The organism is Stenotrophomonas sp. EMP41, from assembly GCF_047495535.1.
In the GTDB taxonomy this organism is placed as follows: Bacteria; Pseudomonadota; Gammaproteobacteria; order Xanthomonadales; family Xanthomonadaceae; genus Stenotrophomonas; species Stenotrophomonas sepilia.
On sequence record NZ_CP179923.1, the window covers coordinates 1,116,423 to 1,132,461 of the forward strand.

Annotated in this window: 13 protein-coding genes; 8 read left to right on the plus strand and 5 right to left on the minus strand. The window is 65.6% G+C overall.

Annotated elements, in window-relative coordinates:
- Positions 1-84 precede the first annotated feature (84 nt).
- On the plus strand, positions 85-510 hold the full coding sequence (locus ACMGRF_RS05060) for a hypothetical protein (protein ID WP_241895102.1): 426 nt from the start codon (positions 85-87) through the stop codon (positions 508-510).
- Positions 511-622: 112 nt separating this feature from the next.
- Here ACMGRF_RS05060 and ACMGRF_RS05065 read toward each other — a convergent pair whose 3' ends face one another.
- The 3 genes from ACMGRF_RS05065 to ACMGRF_RS05075 form a co-directional block, all read right to left on the minus strand.
- Positions 623-2,203, minus strand: coding sequence for an MASE1 domain-containing protein (locus ACMGRF_RS05065; protein WP_053091789.1), 1,581 nt, complete (start codon positions 2,201-2,203; stop codon positions 623-625).
- Positions 2,204-2,392: 189 nt separating this feature from the next.
- The gene (locus tag ACMGRF_RS05070) at positions 2,393-3,997 is read right to left on the minus strand and encodes an MASE1 domain-containing protein (RefSeq protein WP_414485689.1); all 1,605 of its coding nucleotides are present in this window, start codon (positions 3,995-3,997) and stop codon (positions 2,393-2,395) included.
- 81 nt (positions 3,998-4,078) lie between these two features.
- Positions 4,079-5,317 (minus strand): NAD(P)/FAD-dependent oxidoreductase, encoded by a 1,239-nt coding sequence (locus ACMGRF_RS05075; RefSeq protein ID WP_414485909.1) that lies wholly within the window; start codon positions 5,315-5,317, stop codon positions 4,079-4,081.
- Positions 5,318-5,517: 200 nt separating this feature from the next.
- Here ACMGRF_RS05075 and ACMGRF_RS05080 point away from each other — a divergent pair, with 200 nt between their 5' ends.
- The 3 genes from ACMGRF_RS05080 (at position 5,518) to ACMGRF_RS05090 (ending at position 8,874) form a co-directional block, all read left to right on the plus strand.
- Positions 5,518-6,279 carry a gamma-glutamyl-gamma-aminobutyrate hydrolase family protein gene (locus ACMGRF_RS05080; protein WP_049416308.1) on the plus strand — a complete coding sequence of 254 codons (762 nt, stop codon included), beginning with the start codon at positions 5,518-5,520 and terminating at the stop codon, positions 6,277-6,279.
- Positions 6,276-7,673, plus strand: a complete 1,398-nt coding sequence (locus ACMGRF_RS05085; RefSeq protein ID WP_049416306.1) for a glutamine synthetase family protein — start codon at positions 6,276-6,278, stop codon at positions 7,671-7,673. The genes ACMGRF_RS05080 and ACMGRF_RS05085 overlap by 4 nt, the downstream gene beginning before the upstream one ends.
- Positions 7,674-7,764: 91 nt before the next feature.
- The gene (locus ACMGRF_RS05090) at positions 7,765-8,874 is read left to right on the plus strand and encodes a polyamine ABC transporter substrate-binding protein (RefSeq protein WP_019659050.1); all 1,110 of its coding nucleotides are present in this window, start codon (positions 7,765-7,767) and stop codon (positions 8,872-8,874) included.
- A gap of 38 nt (positions 8,875-8,912) precedes the next feature.
- Here ACMGRF_RS05090 and ACMGRF_RS05095 read toward each other — a convergent pair whose 3' ends face one another.
- Positions 8,913-10,295, minus strand: a complete 1,383-nt coding sequence (locus tag ACMGRF_RS05095) for a flavin-containing monooxygenase (protein WP_414485690.1) — start codon at positions 10,293-10,295, stop codon at positions 8,913-8,915.
- A 291-nt stretch (positions 10,296-10,586) separates the two neighbouring features.
- On the opposite strand from ACMGRF_RS05095, the gene ACMGRF_RS05100 reads away from it, so the two are divergent.
- From ACMGRF_RS05100 to ACMGRF_RS05115, 4 genes are all read left to right on the plus strand, one after another.
- On the plus strand, positions 10,587-11,723 hold the full coding sequence (locus ACMGRF_RS05100; RefSeq protein ID WP_099488550.1) for an ABC transporter ATP-binding protein: 1,137 nt from the start codon (positions 10,587-10,589) through the stop codon (positions 11,721-11,723).
- Positions 11,720-12,652: an ABC transporter permease subunit gene (locus tag ACMGRF_RS05105; protein ID WP_414485691.1), complete on the plus strand. Its 933-nt coding sequence runs from the start codon at positions 11,720-11,722 to the stop codon at positions 12,650-12,652. Before ACMGRF_RS05100 ends, ACMGRF_RS05105 begins: the two co-directional genes overlap by 4 nt.
- A complete protein-coding gene (locus ACMGRF_RS05110) occupies positions 12,649-13,491 on the plus strand; it encodes an ABC transporter permease subunit (protein WP_019659047.1) in 843 nt (280 codons plus the stop codon). Before ACMGRF_RS05105 ends, ACMGRF_RS05110 begins: the two co-directional genes overlap by 4 nt.
- Positions 13,492-13,573: 82 nt before the next feature.
- On the plus strand, positions 13,574-14,938 hold the full coding sequence (locus ACMGRF_RS05115) for an NAD-dependent succinate-semialdehyde dehydrogenase (protein WP_049412065.1): 1,365 nt from the start codon (positions 13,574-13,576) through the stop codon (positions 14,936-14,938).
- Between the two features lie 75 nt (positions 14,939-15,013).
- On the opposite strand, the gene ACMGRF_RS05120 is transcribed toward ACMGRF_RS05115, so the two are convergent.
- A complete protein-coding gene (locus tag ACMGRF_RS05120) occupies positions 15,014-16,036 on the minus strand; it encodes a magnesium and cobalt transport protein CorA (RefSeq protein WP_049412061.1) in 1,023 nt (340 codons plus the stop codon).
- Between the last annotated feature and the right edge of the window lie 3 nt (positions 16,037-16,039).

Sequence of the window (16,039 nt, forward strand, 5' to 3'; positions counted from 1 at the left end):
AGTCGCCGGGTGGCGAAACGGAATTGCCTGGAGTTGTCCTTCCAACCATCCATGGGGGTGAGCGTGAGATTTTCTGAATTGCGAGTGTTGCTGCCTGCCGCTGTCCTGCTTTCCATGTCCGCTTTCAGCGCATCGGCGTGTTGCCCGAGTGGAGACAACGGAATCCATATGGCTCAGAGCGGTCTGGGGGAGGCTCTGCCGGCAGCCACGAATCTGAGTTCGAATCCAAACTGGCTTGTTTATGGATTTGAACGCGATGGGATCAGTTACTACCAGGTGAACGATCTCTCGGGACAGGTCGTCCTTATCGTGGGAAATGTCGATGCGACGTTCTGGACGCTTCCAGCGGGCAACAGCGCTGCAAAGGTATCTTTGCCTTCGCATCGACTGCGTCTGCCCGAAAAGAGCGTCCGACGCGTGGTGTTCCAGAGCGCCCGGTTCTCGTTGGTTGTCTATGGAGAAGGCGCGAGCGCTGTATGGGCCGTCGAATCCGTGGATGCTCCAGGCTGAGGACACTCTTCGCGGCCGCCACGACGGGGCACACCGACGAAGCAGGAGCCGGGGAGCCGGCTCCTGCGATGATCTGATCGTCCGGGCCTTGCGTTCTGGTGGCTGGCGACAGTCAGGCGATGTCCACTCGGCTTGTCCAGGCAGCTTGCATGCTGCTTTGCGCGTTGCTGGTCGCTGTTTCCAGAAGCAGCACACGCACGCGGTTCCGTTCGCAGTGCACTTTTCCCCCATAGGCTTGTGCACGCGAACTCAGGCGTTCAATAGCCAGCCTTGTGGTGTCGACGAGCAGCTCGCGATCACGGTCCAGTAGCGCAATCCTGAGCAGAATTCCTTGTTGCCCTTTCAGTCGCCCGCAACGAGCATGTATCTGGATCTGTCCTTGTTCCTGTTTGAGCAGCAATGAAACGGCCTCGGTGAGCGTGCGGTAGGCCGCCAGTTGCAAAGCAATGCTCAATCTGCAGGGATCCCCGGTCAGGATGGGAGATGTGACCCTGTGTGTCTGATCCCAGCTTTCGCGAATGCCGCTGACCTGCAGGGCCAGGTAGAGCCCGACGTGCTCGACTTCGGTCGGATATACCATGCTGGTCAATTCGCGGAACTGGCGGGAATGCGCGGTGGACGTGAGAAGCAGATCCAGCGCCGGCGAGTGATGGCCGTGTGTCTTCAACAAGTCGACCGTCTTGTTCAAGGAAACTTCAATGCCATCCGCAATTCTCCTGAGATCCAGGGCGCGCTCCCGCAGATCCATCTCGCTCGCCATATGAGCTGACCTTGATAGCCGAGCGGTCTGGTGTCCGTCTGCGTCTCTACGTCCCCGCTGGTGATAGTGCCGGGTGATCCGGGAACCGAGTGCCAGCAACCCCGTTCCTGCAATGGCAATCAGCTGCTGCGTTGTGAACGTTCTCTCATCGTATGAGCCAAGGAGGCCGGATGTAGGAGTGACCACCGCAATGAGAATATTCAACAGGGGAACACCAATGGCCGCTCCCTGCCAGCCATGGATGCATGTCAACACGATCACGGGCAGTGCCATGGTCAACTGCAGACTCGTTTTGCTCGCATCCGACAGGCCGGGGGCCATTGCGGTAACCAGGCCGAGCCCCAGCATCACTGCAAGAGCAGCGAGTGTGGGAGGGGAGCGCCAGAGCCTCCATTCGTACATTGCGTGGCGTCTGCTCCAGAGAACTGCGAGCGGTGCGACGGTCAGAATGGCAATGTAGTCACCGAGGGCGAAGCGCACAGCCCTTGTCGCAATCGGCACGCTTGAAGGGCTCTCTGAAAGCAGGTGAGACAGCCCAAGCTTCAAGGCAGTGGCAATCACGGCGGCTGAAACTGCGACTGAAAGCAGCCATCCATCTGCCTTTGCAGTCATGAATTTTCGATGCGCATACACAACCAGCGCTACGGCTGGCAGCAGGAACGCCGAACCCAGGATTACCCACGCAAGTCCATACTCATCTATCAGCGGGTAGCGCAGTTGTGCGAAGAACGCGTATTCGCCAATGAGCAGGTAGGGCCAGAGGCGAGGTGGGCACACAAGCAAAGCCGCTACACGAATGCCGGCAGGCAGGTAGAACTGGTCCAAAGAGACCCGCCAGGCGGCCCAACAGGCAATCGCGTACATCGCGGCAATCGCCAGCCCCAAGGGCCGTACGCGGAACGTCAGCTCAATTCCCCTTTTCCACCAGTTCAACCCAAGCCTCCATTGCTCGTGACATGGCGGCGGCCCCATTGCTTGCTTGAACTCGCCATCGGGTGACAGTATCGATAGAAGCACGGGGGCGCAATCATTCGGTGGCGCGCGGTCCTGGAGAGGAAAGCGGGGGGCGCCGAATAGAGATCACTTTTGAGTAGTGATCTGCATCTCGTTTCCTTGGGGGAGTCAGGTCGCGGTCCGTGGGGCGCCTGGATCGATGGATCTCATACTTCCCCCCAGGGCTGGGTTGGCCTCCGCCTGGCGGGAATCTCCCTGTGCTTCCGTCAACACGATCCTGAGCCTGTTGCCCGTGATGTCCATGTGGCCGCCATGCACCAGGATTCGGCCCAGCAAATGCTCATTTGCTTGTTCCAAGGTCCGGGTTCCCAATGATTCGTTTCGGCCCACGAGGGCAATGCAGATGAATACGCCGGGCTTATGGATGAAGTTTCCGCAGCGGATACTGACAGAAATCTGTCCGGATTCGCTTTTCAGAAGCAGTGATACCGCGTCAACCACGAGTCGATAGGCCGCAAGCTGCAGGCCGACGCCGAGCAGGCAGGGATCACCCATCAACCTGGGCCGCCCGATCCGATGGGTGGCGTCCCAAGCCTCGCGCACTCCACCTGCCTGCAGTGCCACATACAGGCCCAGTCGTTCCAGGGCGGCGGGATAGATCATGCTGGCCTGGGCCCTGAACAGGCGCGAATGCACCTCCGAGGTATGCCGCAGGCTGTCGGCCACGGCGTGATGACCCTGGGCGTGCAGCCAATTCACCATCTCGCTCAGAGACAGGTCAATGCCATCGCCCAGTTGGCGCAGATGCGCCGCCCGTTCGCGCAATTCCATCTCGCTGGCCAGGTGCGAGTTGCGGGCAAGCTGCAGGGCTGCCCGGCCATCTTCCTCGCGTAACCGGTGTTGGTTCTGGAAGTGGGTGATGCGCGCACCCAGCAGCAACAGGGCGACGCTGGCGATGGCCATGGCCTGCTGGGTGGCGAAGGTTGCGGCATCGAACGCGTCTGGGCGATCGGCCTGTGTGCTCATGCCCAGGATCATGTTCACGGCGGCAACACCAATGGCTGCTCCACGCCACCCCAGCAGGCAGGTCAGGGCGATTGCTGGAATCGGCAGGATAAGCAGCAGCTGCAGCGAGCCCGGGCTGGTGATCGATGCAGGTACTGGCGTCGCCTGCAGGCCGATGACCAGCATGGCTCCGAGTGCACCTGTCACGGCCGCAACGGACCGGGCCGTCCATTGTTCCTCGGCGCGGCGGATCCAAAGCAGTGCCAGCGGTGCCAGGATAAGGATGCCGGTGAAGTCGCCCAGCGCGTAGCGCAACACGTGGGTGAGAAATGGCGTTTCCCGCAACGGTGGCCAAAGCAGGGAGGAGATGCCCAGGTTGAGCAGGCTGATCGCCGCAGCCGCGCAGACCGCGATGGAAATTACACCCACGACGGTGGTGCGTGCGAGCAGTTTCCGGTGCAGCCGCACGATCAGCATCACGGTTGGCATCAGGAAGACCGATGCGCAGATCACCCAGGTCAGGCCGTACTTGCCCAGCAGGGGGATGCGCAGATGCGCGAAGTAGGCGTACTCACCGATCAGCAGATAGGGCCAGAGACGGGGCGGGCACAGTAGAAGGGCGGCCACCCGCACACCGGCGGGCAGGAAAAACTGGTCCAGGGACAGATTGCGCGCCGCCCAGCAGGCGAGCGCATAGACGAACGCCAGCGCCAGCCCTTCGGGGCTTACCCGGATCCTCACCAGCAGGCCGTCCTTCCACCACTGCATCCACGTGCTCCCCAGCTCCTGCGCCGATTATGCAAACAAAGGGCGGCATTGGATCAAGTCATGTGGCAGGCAATGGCTCCACTACCACAACGCATCCCGCAGCTTGTACCAGGACATCGCCGCTACCAGCAGCGGCATGCGCAGCAGCCGGCCGCCGGGGAAAGGCGCATGCCGCAGGCGCTGGAACACGTCCAGGCGCTCGCTCTGGCCGGCAATCGCGGCGGCGATGACCTCGCCGGCCAGCCCGGCGGCGGCCACCCCATGGCCGGAGAAGCCCTGCGCGAAGTACAGGTTGCCGTCCAGCCGGCCCCAATGCGGGGCGCGGTTGCGGGTGATGTCCACGTAGCCGCCCCAGACCTGCTCCAGCGGCACGTCGGCCAGCTGCGGGAAGACCTGGTGCATGCGCCGCTCCATCACCCCGCGCAGGCCGGGTGGGGGCAGCGCCGAGTAACTGGCGCGGCCGCCGAACAGCAGCCGGTGGTCGTGGCTGACGCGGAAGTAATCCAGTGCCCAGGCGGTGTCGGCCACCGCCATGTTGTTGCCGATCAGTGCACGGGCGCGCTCGGCACCCAGCGGCGCGCTGGCACCGATATAGGTGCCGACCGGCATGATCCGGCGTTCCAGCTCGGGCAGCAGGCCCTGCAGCCAGGCATTGCCGGCAACCACCAGATGCGCAGCGCGCACGCTTCCCTGCGCGGTATGCAGGGTGGGCTGCGGTCCGCGCTGCACGCGGGTGACCGCCGAATGCTCGTGGATCACCACGCCGGCCGCGCGTGCCGCATCGGCAAGGCCACGCGCATAGGCCAGCGGGTGCAGGTGCGCGCTGTGCGGATCGAACATCGCGGCGCGGTAGCGCGGGCTGTCCAGCTGTGCGCGCAGGGCCTCACGGTCCCACCACTGCATCGGGTAGTCGTAGTGGCGCTGAAGATGCTCGCAGTTGGCGCGCAGGTCGCGCTCATGGCGTTCGCGGATGGCGACGCTGGCGTGGCCCTCCACCCAGTGGCAGTCGATACCAAGGCGATCGATGCGCCTGCGCATCGCCTGTACCGCGTCGCGCGACCAGTCGAACAGGTGGCGCGCATCGTTACGGCCGAGCTGACGCTCCAGTTCGTCCACCTCGCAGCCATAGCCGACCAGCGCCTGGCCACCGTTACGGCCGGACGCGCCCCAGCCGATCCGCTGTGCGTCCAGCACCACCACGCGCTGGCCACGCGCGGCCAGTTCCAGTGCGGCGGTCAGGCCGGTATAGCCGGCGCCCAGCACCGCAACGTCGGCCTGCACCTGCCCCTGCAACGCGGGCAGCGCGGGCGGTTCGGGCAGGCTGGCGGCATACCAGCTGGGCGGAAAGGCGGCGCTCACTGCAGGCCTCGCGGGTGCAGTGCGGGAGGGCGGAGCAGGGCAGGTCGATCAGCGTTCACCCCGGTAGTTTCGCCGATGCGTGGCAGCTGCGGTGTGAGGGCAGCGACTTGCCGCCGTTGCCAGGCGGCGGGTAACGTGTCCGCACGCCAAGGAGTCTTCCCATGCGCCGCCTGCCCTGGGTGGGCCTGCCCACCGACAGCACCGTGCTCGGCCACCACCGTTTCGCGGTGGCCGGCGAGAAGTACGTGCGCGCGCTGGCCGAGGCGGCCGAGGTGACGCCGGTGGTGTTGCCGAGCCTGCAGCCACCGTTGCCGGCCAGCGACTGGCTGGTTGGGCTCGATGGCCTGCTGTTGACCGGCGCGGTCAGCAATATCGAACCGCAGCACTACGATGGCGGCCGCAGCTGGCCAGGCAATCCGCATGACCCTGCCCGCGATGCCAATGCCTTCGCGCTGCTGCACGAGGCGCTGGCGCTGGACCTGCCAGTGCTGGCGATCTGCCGCGGCTTCCAGGAGTTGAACGTCGCGCTGGGTGGCAGCCTGCATCCGCAGGTACACGCGTTGCCTGGCCTGGCTGACCATCGCGAAGACCCACAGGCGCCGGTGGAGGTGCAGTACGGACCGGCCCACGCGGTCACCCTGGCCGCCGATGGCTGGCTGTCGCGGTGGCAGGGGAGCGACCGCGTGCAGGTGAACTCGGTGCACGGACAGGGCATCGCCCGCCTCGCGCAGGGCCTGCAGGTCGAGGCCATGGCCGATGACGGACTGGTCGAGGCAGCGCGCAGCCTGCACCATGGATTTGTGCTCGGCGTACAGTGGCATCCGGAGTGGCGTGTCACGCAGGCGCCGTTCTATCACGCTATTTTCCGTGCGTTCGGCCAAGCTTGCCGGCAGCACCAACAGAACCGACTGGATTCCCGATGAGTTCCCGAACGCGCCCGCGCAAGACGGCCACGCCCCCCGCACCGCAGGAAAGCAGCCTGCTGCGCTGGCTGAAGGAGCGGCGCATCACCGAGGTGGAATGCCTGGTGCCGGACATCACCGGCAACGCCCGCGGCAAGATCATTCCTGCCGACAAGTTCTCGCACGACTACGGCACGCGCCTGCCGGAAGGCATTTTCGCCACCACCGTCACCGGCGAGTTCCCCGACGACTACTACGAGCTGACCTCGCCGTCGGACTCGGACATGATGCTGCGCCCTGACCCGGATACGGTGCGCATGGTGCCGTGGGCAGCCGATGCCACCGCGCAGGTCATCCACGATTGCTACACCAAGAGCGGCGAACCGCACGAGCTTGCGCCGCGTAACGTGCTGCGCCGCGTACTGGCGGCTTATGCGGAACTGGGCCTGCGCCCGGTGGTGGCACCCGAGCTGGAGTTCTTCCTGGTGCAGAAGAACACCGACCCTGACTTCCCGCTGCTGCCGCCGGCCGGCCGCTCGGGGCGCCCGGAGACCGCGCGGCAGTCGTACTCGATCGACGCGGTCAACGAGTTCGACCCGATCCTCGACCTGATGTACGACTACGCCGATGCGATGAAGCTGGATGTGGACACGCTGATCCACGAATCCGGCGCAGCGCAGCTGGAGGTCAATTTCACCCATGCCGATGCGATGGACCTGGCCGACCAGGTGTTCCTGTTCAAGCGCACCATGCGCGAGGCGGCGATGCGCCACGGGGTCTACGCCACGTTCCTGGCCAAGCCGATGGAGAACGAGCCGGGCAGTGCCATGCACATCCACCAGAGCCTGGTGCGGGTGAGCGATGGCAGCAATGTGTTCGCTGGCGAGACCGATGCCGAGGGCGAGTTCAGCCCGGTGTTCGGCCACTACCTGGGTGGCCTGCAGAAGTACGCGCCGCAGGCGATGGCGTTCTTCGCGCCGAACGTGAATTCCTACCGCCGGCTGGTGTTCGGCGAAGTCTCGCCGAGCAACGTGCACTGGGGCTTCGACAACCGCACCTGCGGCCTGCGCGTGCCGCTGGATACACCGGAAAACATGCGCGTGGAGAGCCGGTTCGCCGGTTCCGACGCCAACCCGTACCTGGCAATGGCGGCCACCCTGGCCTGCGGCCTGCTCGGCATCCGCGAGCGGCTGGCGCCGGACGCGCCGGTGACCGGCAGCGCGAAGGAACTGGGCTACAACCTGCCGCGCTCGCTGGGCGAGGCGCTGGACGGGCTGGAGCAGTGCAGCGAGCTCCAGGCCCTGCTGGGCGAGCGTTTCTGCCGCGCCTACATCTCGGTCAAGCGCAAGGAATACGAGACCTTTTTCCGCGTCATCAGCTCGTGGGAGCGCGAGTTCCTGCTGCTGAACGTCTGAGCATCCGGAATAGAAAAATCCGCCGCCGGGGGGTAGGCTGGCACCCGTCGCCGGCCCCGCCGGCCCCCCTTCCCGCATTCTGGAGCACCCGATGAAGCTGCGTATCCTCACGCTCGGCCTGGCCTCCGCCATGCTTGCCGCCTGTGGCGGTGGCAACGGCGGCGCGCAGGACAGCCAGGTCCTGAACGTCTACAACTACAGCGATTACATCGCCGAGGACACCATTCCGACCTTCGAGAAGGAGAGCGGCATCAAGGTGACCTACGATGTATTCGACAGCGATGAGATGGTCGAGACCAAGCTGCTGGCCGGCAACAGCGGCTACGACGTGGTGGTGCCGACCCTGAACTTCTTCGGCCGCCAGATCCAGGCCGGCGTGTTCCTGCCGCTGGACAAGAGCAAGATCCCGAACCTGGCCAACCTCGATCCGGCGGTGATGAAGCGCATCGCCACCCAGGACCCGGGCAACCAGTACGGCGTGCCGTACATGATCGGCACCACCGGCATCGGCTACAACGTGGACATGCTGAAGCAGCGCTTCGGCGGCAGCACCGACATCGCCAACAGCTGGGACCTGGTGTTCAAGCCGGAGAACATCAGCAAGATGAAGGACTGCGGCGTGACCATCCTGGACACGCCGGCCGACATGATCCCGATCGCGCTGCATTACCTGGGCCTGGACCCGCACAGCGGCGACCCGGCCGAGCTGCAGAAGGCGGCCGACCTGCTGAAGTCGATCCGCCCGTACGTGCAGAATTTCCACTCCTCGCAGTACGTCGGCTCGCTGGCCAACGGCGGCACCTGCCTGGTGGTCGGCTGGTCCGGTGACATCATCCAGGCCCGCGACCGCGCCGAGGAAGCCAGCAATGGCGTGCACGTGGCTTATTCGATCCCGAAGGAAGGTGCGCCGCAGTGGTTCGACATGCTGGCGATCCCGAAGGACGCCAAGCACCCGGAAGCGGCGTACAGGTTCATCAACTACCTGCTGGAACCGAAGGTCGCCGCGGCCAATACCAACTTCATCCACTACGCCAACCCGATCCCGACCGCGACGCCGCTGGTGGACGAGGCGATCCGCACCGACCCGACCATCTACCCGCCGGCGGACGTGGCCGAGAAGATGTTCACCTACTCGATCAACACGCCGGAGACCGACAAGCTCTACACCCGGCTGTGGACCGAGGTGAAGACCGGCCGCTAAGCCGGTCTGGCGCCGCCGGGCCTTGCCCGGCGGCTCCCTTAACCTGCGCCGAAGCCGGTACTCCCGCTTCGGCCAAGGTGCTGCAGGATGGCTGGCAGCAGGTCGCGTGCATCGCGGCCGCCGTTGCACAGGAACGACGAACTCATCCGCTGCAGGTTGTGCATGCCGATGAAGAACAGCCCCGGCTGCGGTGAAACACCGAACTCCCCGAGCGGGTAGCCGTGTGCATCCAGCGCGCCCTGCACGTCCAGCCAGGGCCATTCGGCGACGAAACCGGTGGCCAGCACCACCGAGCGGATACCTGCGGCCTGCAGATCCAGCTCGCACGGGGACGGTTCCGGGTCCCAGTGCAGGTAGACCTCTTCGGGAATGTAGCGGGCATCGTCGGTGCGCGGCTCGGGCCGCGTGGCGTAGTACGCGCTGGCCAGCGAATCGAGATAGGCGTACTCGGCGCGCGTCGCCTCGATCGCGGTGCGAAGTTGCGGGCGGACATCGGCGAAGCGGGCGGTGTTCCCATTGAATTCCTGCAACCGGCCCAGCAACCTGATCCCTGCGCGGTGCATGGCGAGCAGGCTGATCGAACTGCCCAGGCCGGCGCCGCCCTTGCCGGATATCAGCGGGAACTCCGCGGTGCGGGCCTTGCGCAGCGCGTCCGGCTCGCCTGCCAGTACGGCCGCCGATTGGCTTACGTGTTGATGGATGCGCCCGGCCATGTCCCACCAGGTCATCGAGTCCTTGCCGCGCAGCCGACGGGTGTGCGAATGACGATCGGCCAATGACCAGTACACGCTGCGACCAACGTCGCACAGGTCCTGGGCGATCTGTGCGCCGGACTGGCCGCCGCCGATGACCAGCACCGCGCCCTCGGGTAGCTGGCCGGGACTGCGGTAGTCGCTGGAGTGCAGCACGGTGAGGCCTGGTGCGGGCGCGAAGGGGGCCCGGGGCAACCGCGCCCGGCGGTATTCACCGGTGGCGACCACCACCGCCTGGGCACGGATCAGCCCCCGGCTGCTGTCGATGGCATAACCACGGGACTCGGGCCCGACCCGATGGACCACGCACCCCTCGCTGATCGGCAATGCGCGCTCGTCGGCATAGTCGCGCAGCCGTCGGATCACTTCCGGGGCCCCCATGAACCCTTCCGGGTCGTCCCCGGCATAGGCATGGCCATGCAGGGCCATGGTCGCGTTGGCGGTGTTGGTCTGGAACGAATCCCAGCGCCGCTGCCAGCTGGCGCCCACGGTTTCGGCCTCCAGCACGCGATGCTCGACGCCGGCCTCCTGCAGGAGCGCGCTGAGCGACAACCCGGCCTGGCCGGCGCCGATGATGACCAGCGGCAGCCTTGCAGGCTGGGAGTCCGGCAGGCAGGACGGGAAAGGGGAGGGGCTGTCCGGGGAAATCACCAGGGTCGGTCCATGCAAGGCCTAGATCCGGGGCATTGCGCGGGGAATGCCCCGGGCTTTCAATGGATCCCGTTCTGAAAAATGTTGCAGATCGGGCTGCCGCCCGTGGTGTCTGGCCGGGTCGACCGCCCGGGCGTCGAGGAGGGGCCGGGCCTTCCGGCGGACAGGCCACCATGGCGGGGGAAAACCGACACGCGTCGGGGTCCCTGGGCGGGCCAGCGGCCGCTTCCACCCACTGCCGTCATATCCCCTTCGGCCCCCGGCCGTTAGAATGGCCGCCGCTGTCCACCGCCCGCTCCCGGAGCCCCCATGCCCGTTGAAGCCCAGCCGGTAGCCGCCGTCGTCGACACGACCGGTGCGCCCGGCTATCTCTCCATTCGTGATTTGCGCAAGGAATTCGACGGTTTCGTCGCCGTCGACGACGTCAACCTGGACGTGCGCAAGGGCGAGATCTTTGCCCTGCTCGGTGGCTCCGGCAGTGGCAAGTCGACCCTGCTGCGCTGCCTGGGCGGCTTCGAGACGCCCACCAAGGGCAGCATCACCGTCGATGGTCAGCGCCTGGACGCGCTGCCGCCGTACCAGCGGCCGGTCAACATGATGTTCCAGTCCTATGCCCTGTTCCCGCACATGACGGTCGAGCAGAACATCGCCTTCGGCCTGAAGCAGGATGGCCTGGGCAAGGACGCGATCAGCAAGCGCGTCGGCGAGATGCTCGACCTGGTGCAGATGGGCCACCTGGGCAAGCGCAAGCCGCACCAGCTGTCCGGCGGCCAGCAGCAGCGCGTGGCGCTGGCGCGGTCGCTGGCCAAGGGGCCGAAGCTGCTGCTGCTCGACGAGCCGATGGGCGCGCTGGACAAGAAGCTGCGCTCGCAGATGCAGCTGGAACTGGTCAGCATCATCGAATCGTCGGGCGTGACCTGCGTGATGGTCACCCACGACCAGGAAGAAGCGATGACCATGGCCACCCGCATCGCGGTGATGGATGCGGGCTGGATCCAGCAGGTCGGCAAGCCGGACGAGGTCTACGAGCAGCCGGCCAACCGCTTCGTTGCCGAGTTCATCGGTTCGGTCAACCTGTTCGACGGGGTGATCGACGAGGACCTGCCCGAGTACGTCACCGTGCGCTCGCCGCTGTTCCCGGCGCCGATCTACATCGCCCATGGCATCACCTGCTATGAAGGGCAGCCGGTCGCATTCGCGCTGCGCCCGGAGAAGGTGATGATCGGCAAGGATGAGCCGGAAGGGCACACCAACAAGGCGCAGGGCGTGATCGAGGACATCGCCTACTTCGGCAGCCACTCGGTCTATCACGTGCGCCTGCCCAGCGGCGCCAAGGTGCTGGCCAACTTTGCCAACTCGCAGCGCTGGGCCAGTGATGGCCTCACCTGGGCCGACGAGGTGTGGGTGCACTGGCGCGACAATGACGGCGTGGTGCTCACCTCATGAGCGTCGCCGGCCTGAAGCGCTGGCTGCCGGGGCTGCGTGCCACGGCGATCGGCATTCCGTACCTGTGGCTGCTGCTGTTCTTCGCAGTGCCGTTCCTGATTGTGCTGATGATCAGCTTCTCGCTCAGCCGGGTCGGCTCGCCGCCGTACACCTGGCTGTTGCAGTATGCCGACGGCGGCTTCTCGCTGAAGCTGAACCTGGAAAATTACCTGGCGCTGTTCCGCGATTCGATCTATGCGCAGGCCTTCCTGAGCTCGATCAGGATCGCGGCCATCTCCACCTTCCTGACCCTGCTGATCGGCTACCCGATGGCCTATGCCATTTCCCGCCTGTCGCCGGCCGCGCGCAACGTGGCGATGATGCTGGTGGTACTGCCATCGTGGACCTCGTTCCTGATCCGCGTGTATGCGTGGAAGGCGATCCTGGACCGCAACGGCCTGCTCGACCAGTTCCTGCAGTTCACCGGCCTGCAGGCGCTGATGACGTCGATGGGGCTGCCGAAACTGCAGTTGATCGATACGCCGACCGCCGCCTACATCGGCATCGTCTACTGCTACCTGCCGTTCATAGTGCTGCCGCTGTACGCCAACCTGGTCAAGCATGACCACCGCCTGCTGGAAGCGGCCTACGACCTGGGTGCCAAGCCATGGCAGGCCTTCCTGCGCATCACGCTGCCGCTGTCGAAGGCCGGCATCATCGCCGGCTGCATGCTGGTGATGATTCCAGCGGTGGGTGAATTCGTGATTCCGGAAATGCTGGGGGGCTCGGAGACGCTGATGGTCGGCCGCCAGCTGTGGAACGAGTTCTTCAACAACCGCAACTGGCCGGGTGCGTCGGCGATGGCGGTGGCGATGATCCTGTTGCTGCTGGTGCCGATCCTGCTGTTCAACCGTTCCCAGCAGCGCCTGCTGGAAGGGAAGCAGGCATGAGTCCGCGCACCGGCAAAGGCTTGGCGCTGGGCGTGCTGCTGCTCGGCTTCGCCTTTCTGTACCTGCCGATCCTGCTGTTGATGTTCTATTCGTTCAACAGCTCGCGGCTGGCGATGGTCTGGGCCGGGTTCTCCACCCGCGCCTACAGCGACCTGTTCGCCGACCGCGCGCTGATGGAGGCGATGTGGACCAGCCTGGTGGTGGCGTTCTGGACCGCCTGTACCGCCACCGTGCTGGGCACGCTGGCGGCGATGGTGATGACCCGCTTCAAGCGCTTCCGTGGCAAGCCGCTGTTCGGTGCGCTGGTCACCGCGCCGCTGGTGATGCCGGATGTGATCCTGGGCTTCTCGCTGATGGCGCTGCTGGCCTCGATGGGCGCGATTCCGGGCTTCCCGGCGCGCGGCCTGGCCACCATCTGGATCGCGCACGTCACCTTCACCCTGTGCTTCGTCACCGTGGTGGTGTCTTCGCGCCTGCAGGAAATGGACCTGTCGCTGGAAGAGGCGGCGATGGACCTTGGCGCCAGCCGGCTGACCGTGTTCACCCGCATCACCCTGCCGATCATCGCGCCGGCGCTGGTGGCGGGCTGGCTGCTGGCGTTCACCCTGTCGCTGGATGACGTGGTGGTGGCCAGCTTCGTCGCCACGCCGGGCTCGACCACGCTGCCGATGAAGGTGTTCGCGTCGGTGCGCATGGGCATCAGCCCGAAGATCAATGCACTGGCCACGCTGCTGGTGTCGGCGGTATCGATCGCTGCGGTGATCGGCTGGTACATCAATGCCCGCGCCGAAAAGCGGCGCCAGCGCGACCTGCAGCTGGCGCGGCAGGACAACGGCTGAGTACACGGTCCGTCGACAGCGCCGGCAACACCCGGCTCACGGCCGGCGGCGCACAATGGGGTCTTCCTGATGGAGATCCCTTATGACCGTCGAGATCGTCGACCCGGCCACCGGCCAGGTGACCTACCGCCATGAACTGATGGGCGCTGCCGACATCGAGCAGCGCCTGCAGGCCGCTGCCGATGCATTTCCGGGGTGGGCCGATCGCTCGCTACAGGACCGCGGCGCCATCCTGCGCGGGATCGCCGCGCAGCTGCGTACGCGTCGCGACGATCTGCAGCAGGCGATGACCCACGAGATGGGCAAGCTCAAGGCCGAGGCCCTGGCCGAGGTCGACAAGTGCGCGGCGGCCTGCGAGTACTATGCCGACCACGCGGCCGACTATCTCAAGCCGCAGCTGATCGACACCGAAGCCCAGCGCAGCTATGTGCGCTACGAGCCGATCGGCTGCGTGTTCGCGGTGATGCCGTGGAATTTCCCGGTCTGGCAGGTGTTCCGCTTCCTCGCACCGGCGTTCATGGCCGGCAACGTGGCGCTGCTCAAGCACGCCAGCAACGTACCGCAGTGTGCCGACCTGATCCTGGCGGTGTGCCGCGATGGCGGCCTGCCGGACGGCGTGTTCGACGTGCTGCACATCGACAACGATCAGGCCGCCGATGTGTTGCGCGACGCACGGGTGAAGGCGGTGACGCTGACCGGCAGCGAGCGGGCAGGGCGCTCGATCGCCTCCAACGCCGGCAGCCAGTTGAAGAAGTCGGTGATGGAGCTGGGGGGCAGTGATGCCTTCGTGGTGCTCGACGATGCCGACCTCGACAAGACGGTTGCGGCAGCGGTGAAGTCGCGCTTCGACAACAGCGGGCAGACCTGCATCGCGGCCAAGCGGTTCATCGTGGTCGAGGCGGTGGCCGATGAATTCACCCGTCGCTTCGTTGAAGCTGCGGCCGAGCGCCAGTACGGCGACCCCGATGAGCGGGGCACCACGCTGGCGCCGATGGCCCGTGCCGATCTGCGCGATGAACTGCACAAGCAGGTACAGGCCAGCGTGGCCAAGGGTGCACGGGTGTTGATAGGCGGCGAGCCGATTGCCGGCACCCATGCCGGCTATCCGGCCACGGTGCTCGACCAGGTCGGCCCGGGCATGCCGGCCTACGACGAGGAACTGTTCGGTCCGGTGGCTGCGGTGATCCGGGTCGCTGATGAGGGCGAGGCACTGCGCGTGGCCAACGACACCCGCTTCGGCCTGGGCGGCAGCGTGTGGACGCGCGATCCGGTGCGTGGCGAAGCCTTCGCGCAACGCATGGAATGCGGCGCCGCGTTCGTCAACGCGATCGTCAAGAGCGATGCGCGGCTGCCGTTCGGCGGCAGCAAGCAGTCTGGCTTTGGCCGGGAACTGGCCGACCACGGCATCCATGAGTTCATGAACATCAAGACCGTTTACGTGGCTTGATGGCGAATGGTGGTGCCGGCCGCTGGCCGGCATTGCCCTGGTTGCCGGCCAGCGGCCGGCACTACCAGCAGCGGGTCACAACCACTTCGCGCGCTTGAACAACCGGTACAGGCCCACGCAGACGCCGCCCACACCAACGATCATCAGTGGGTAGGCCCACGGTTCGCTCAGCTCCGGCATGTGGCTGAAGTTCATCCCGTACCAGCTGGTGATCAGCGTCGGTGCCGCCAGCAGCGCAGCCCACGCACCGAGGCGCTTGACCGTCTCGCCCTGCGCCAGCGTAACCAGCGACAGGTTCACGCTGAGCGCGGTGCCCAGCATCTCGCGCAGGGTGTCGATCACATCGCTGATGCGTACCGCGTGATCGTGCACGTCACGGATGTACAGCTTCACTTCGTCCGGAACCAGCTCGCCCTGGTAACGGCGCAGCTGGGCCAGCACATCCTGCAGCGGCGCCACCGCCATCCGCATCTTGTTCAGTTCGCGCTTGAGCTCGTACAGGCGCACCACGGTGCTGCGCTTGTAGTTCTCGGCGAAGATGTCCTTTTCCAGCAGGTCCAGGGTGTCGCGGAAGCGGTGCATGATCGGCAGGTAATTGTCGACCACGAAGTCGGTCACCGCGTACAGGCAGTACGACGGGCCCATCTTCAGCAGCTGCGGCTCACGCTCGACCCGAGCACGTACCGGCGCGTAGGACAGCGAGGCGCCGTGGCGCACCGTTACCAGGAAGCGCGGGCCGAGGAAGGCATGGGTTTCGCCATACTGGATGCGCTCGTCGACCATCTGCGCGGTGGTCACCACCACGAACATCGAATTGCCGTAGGTCTCGACCTTGGGCCGCTGGTGCGCGTTGCGCGCGTCCTCGATGGCCAGGTCGTGCAGGCAGAATTCTTCCTGCAGCTTCAGCAGCACATCATCGTTGGGATCGTACAGGCCGACCCACACGAAGCCATTGCCACTGGCAATGACATCGCTGATGGCGTCCAGGCTGATGTCGTGGCGTATGCCCTCGTCATCGTAGTGGACGCAGTTGATGACGCAGGCAGGGTTGGCTGAAGCAGGGGCGGAAGCGGAGGCGGGCAATGACATGCCCGCCATCGT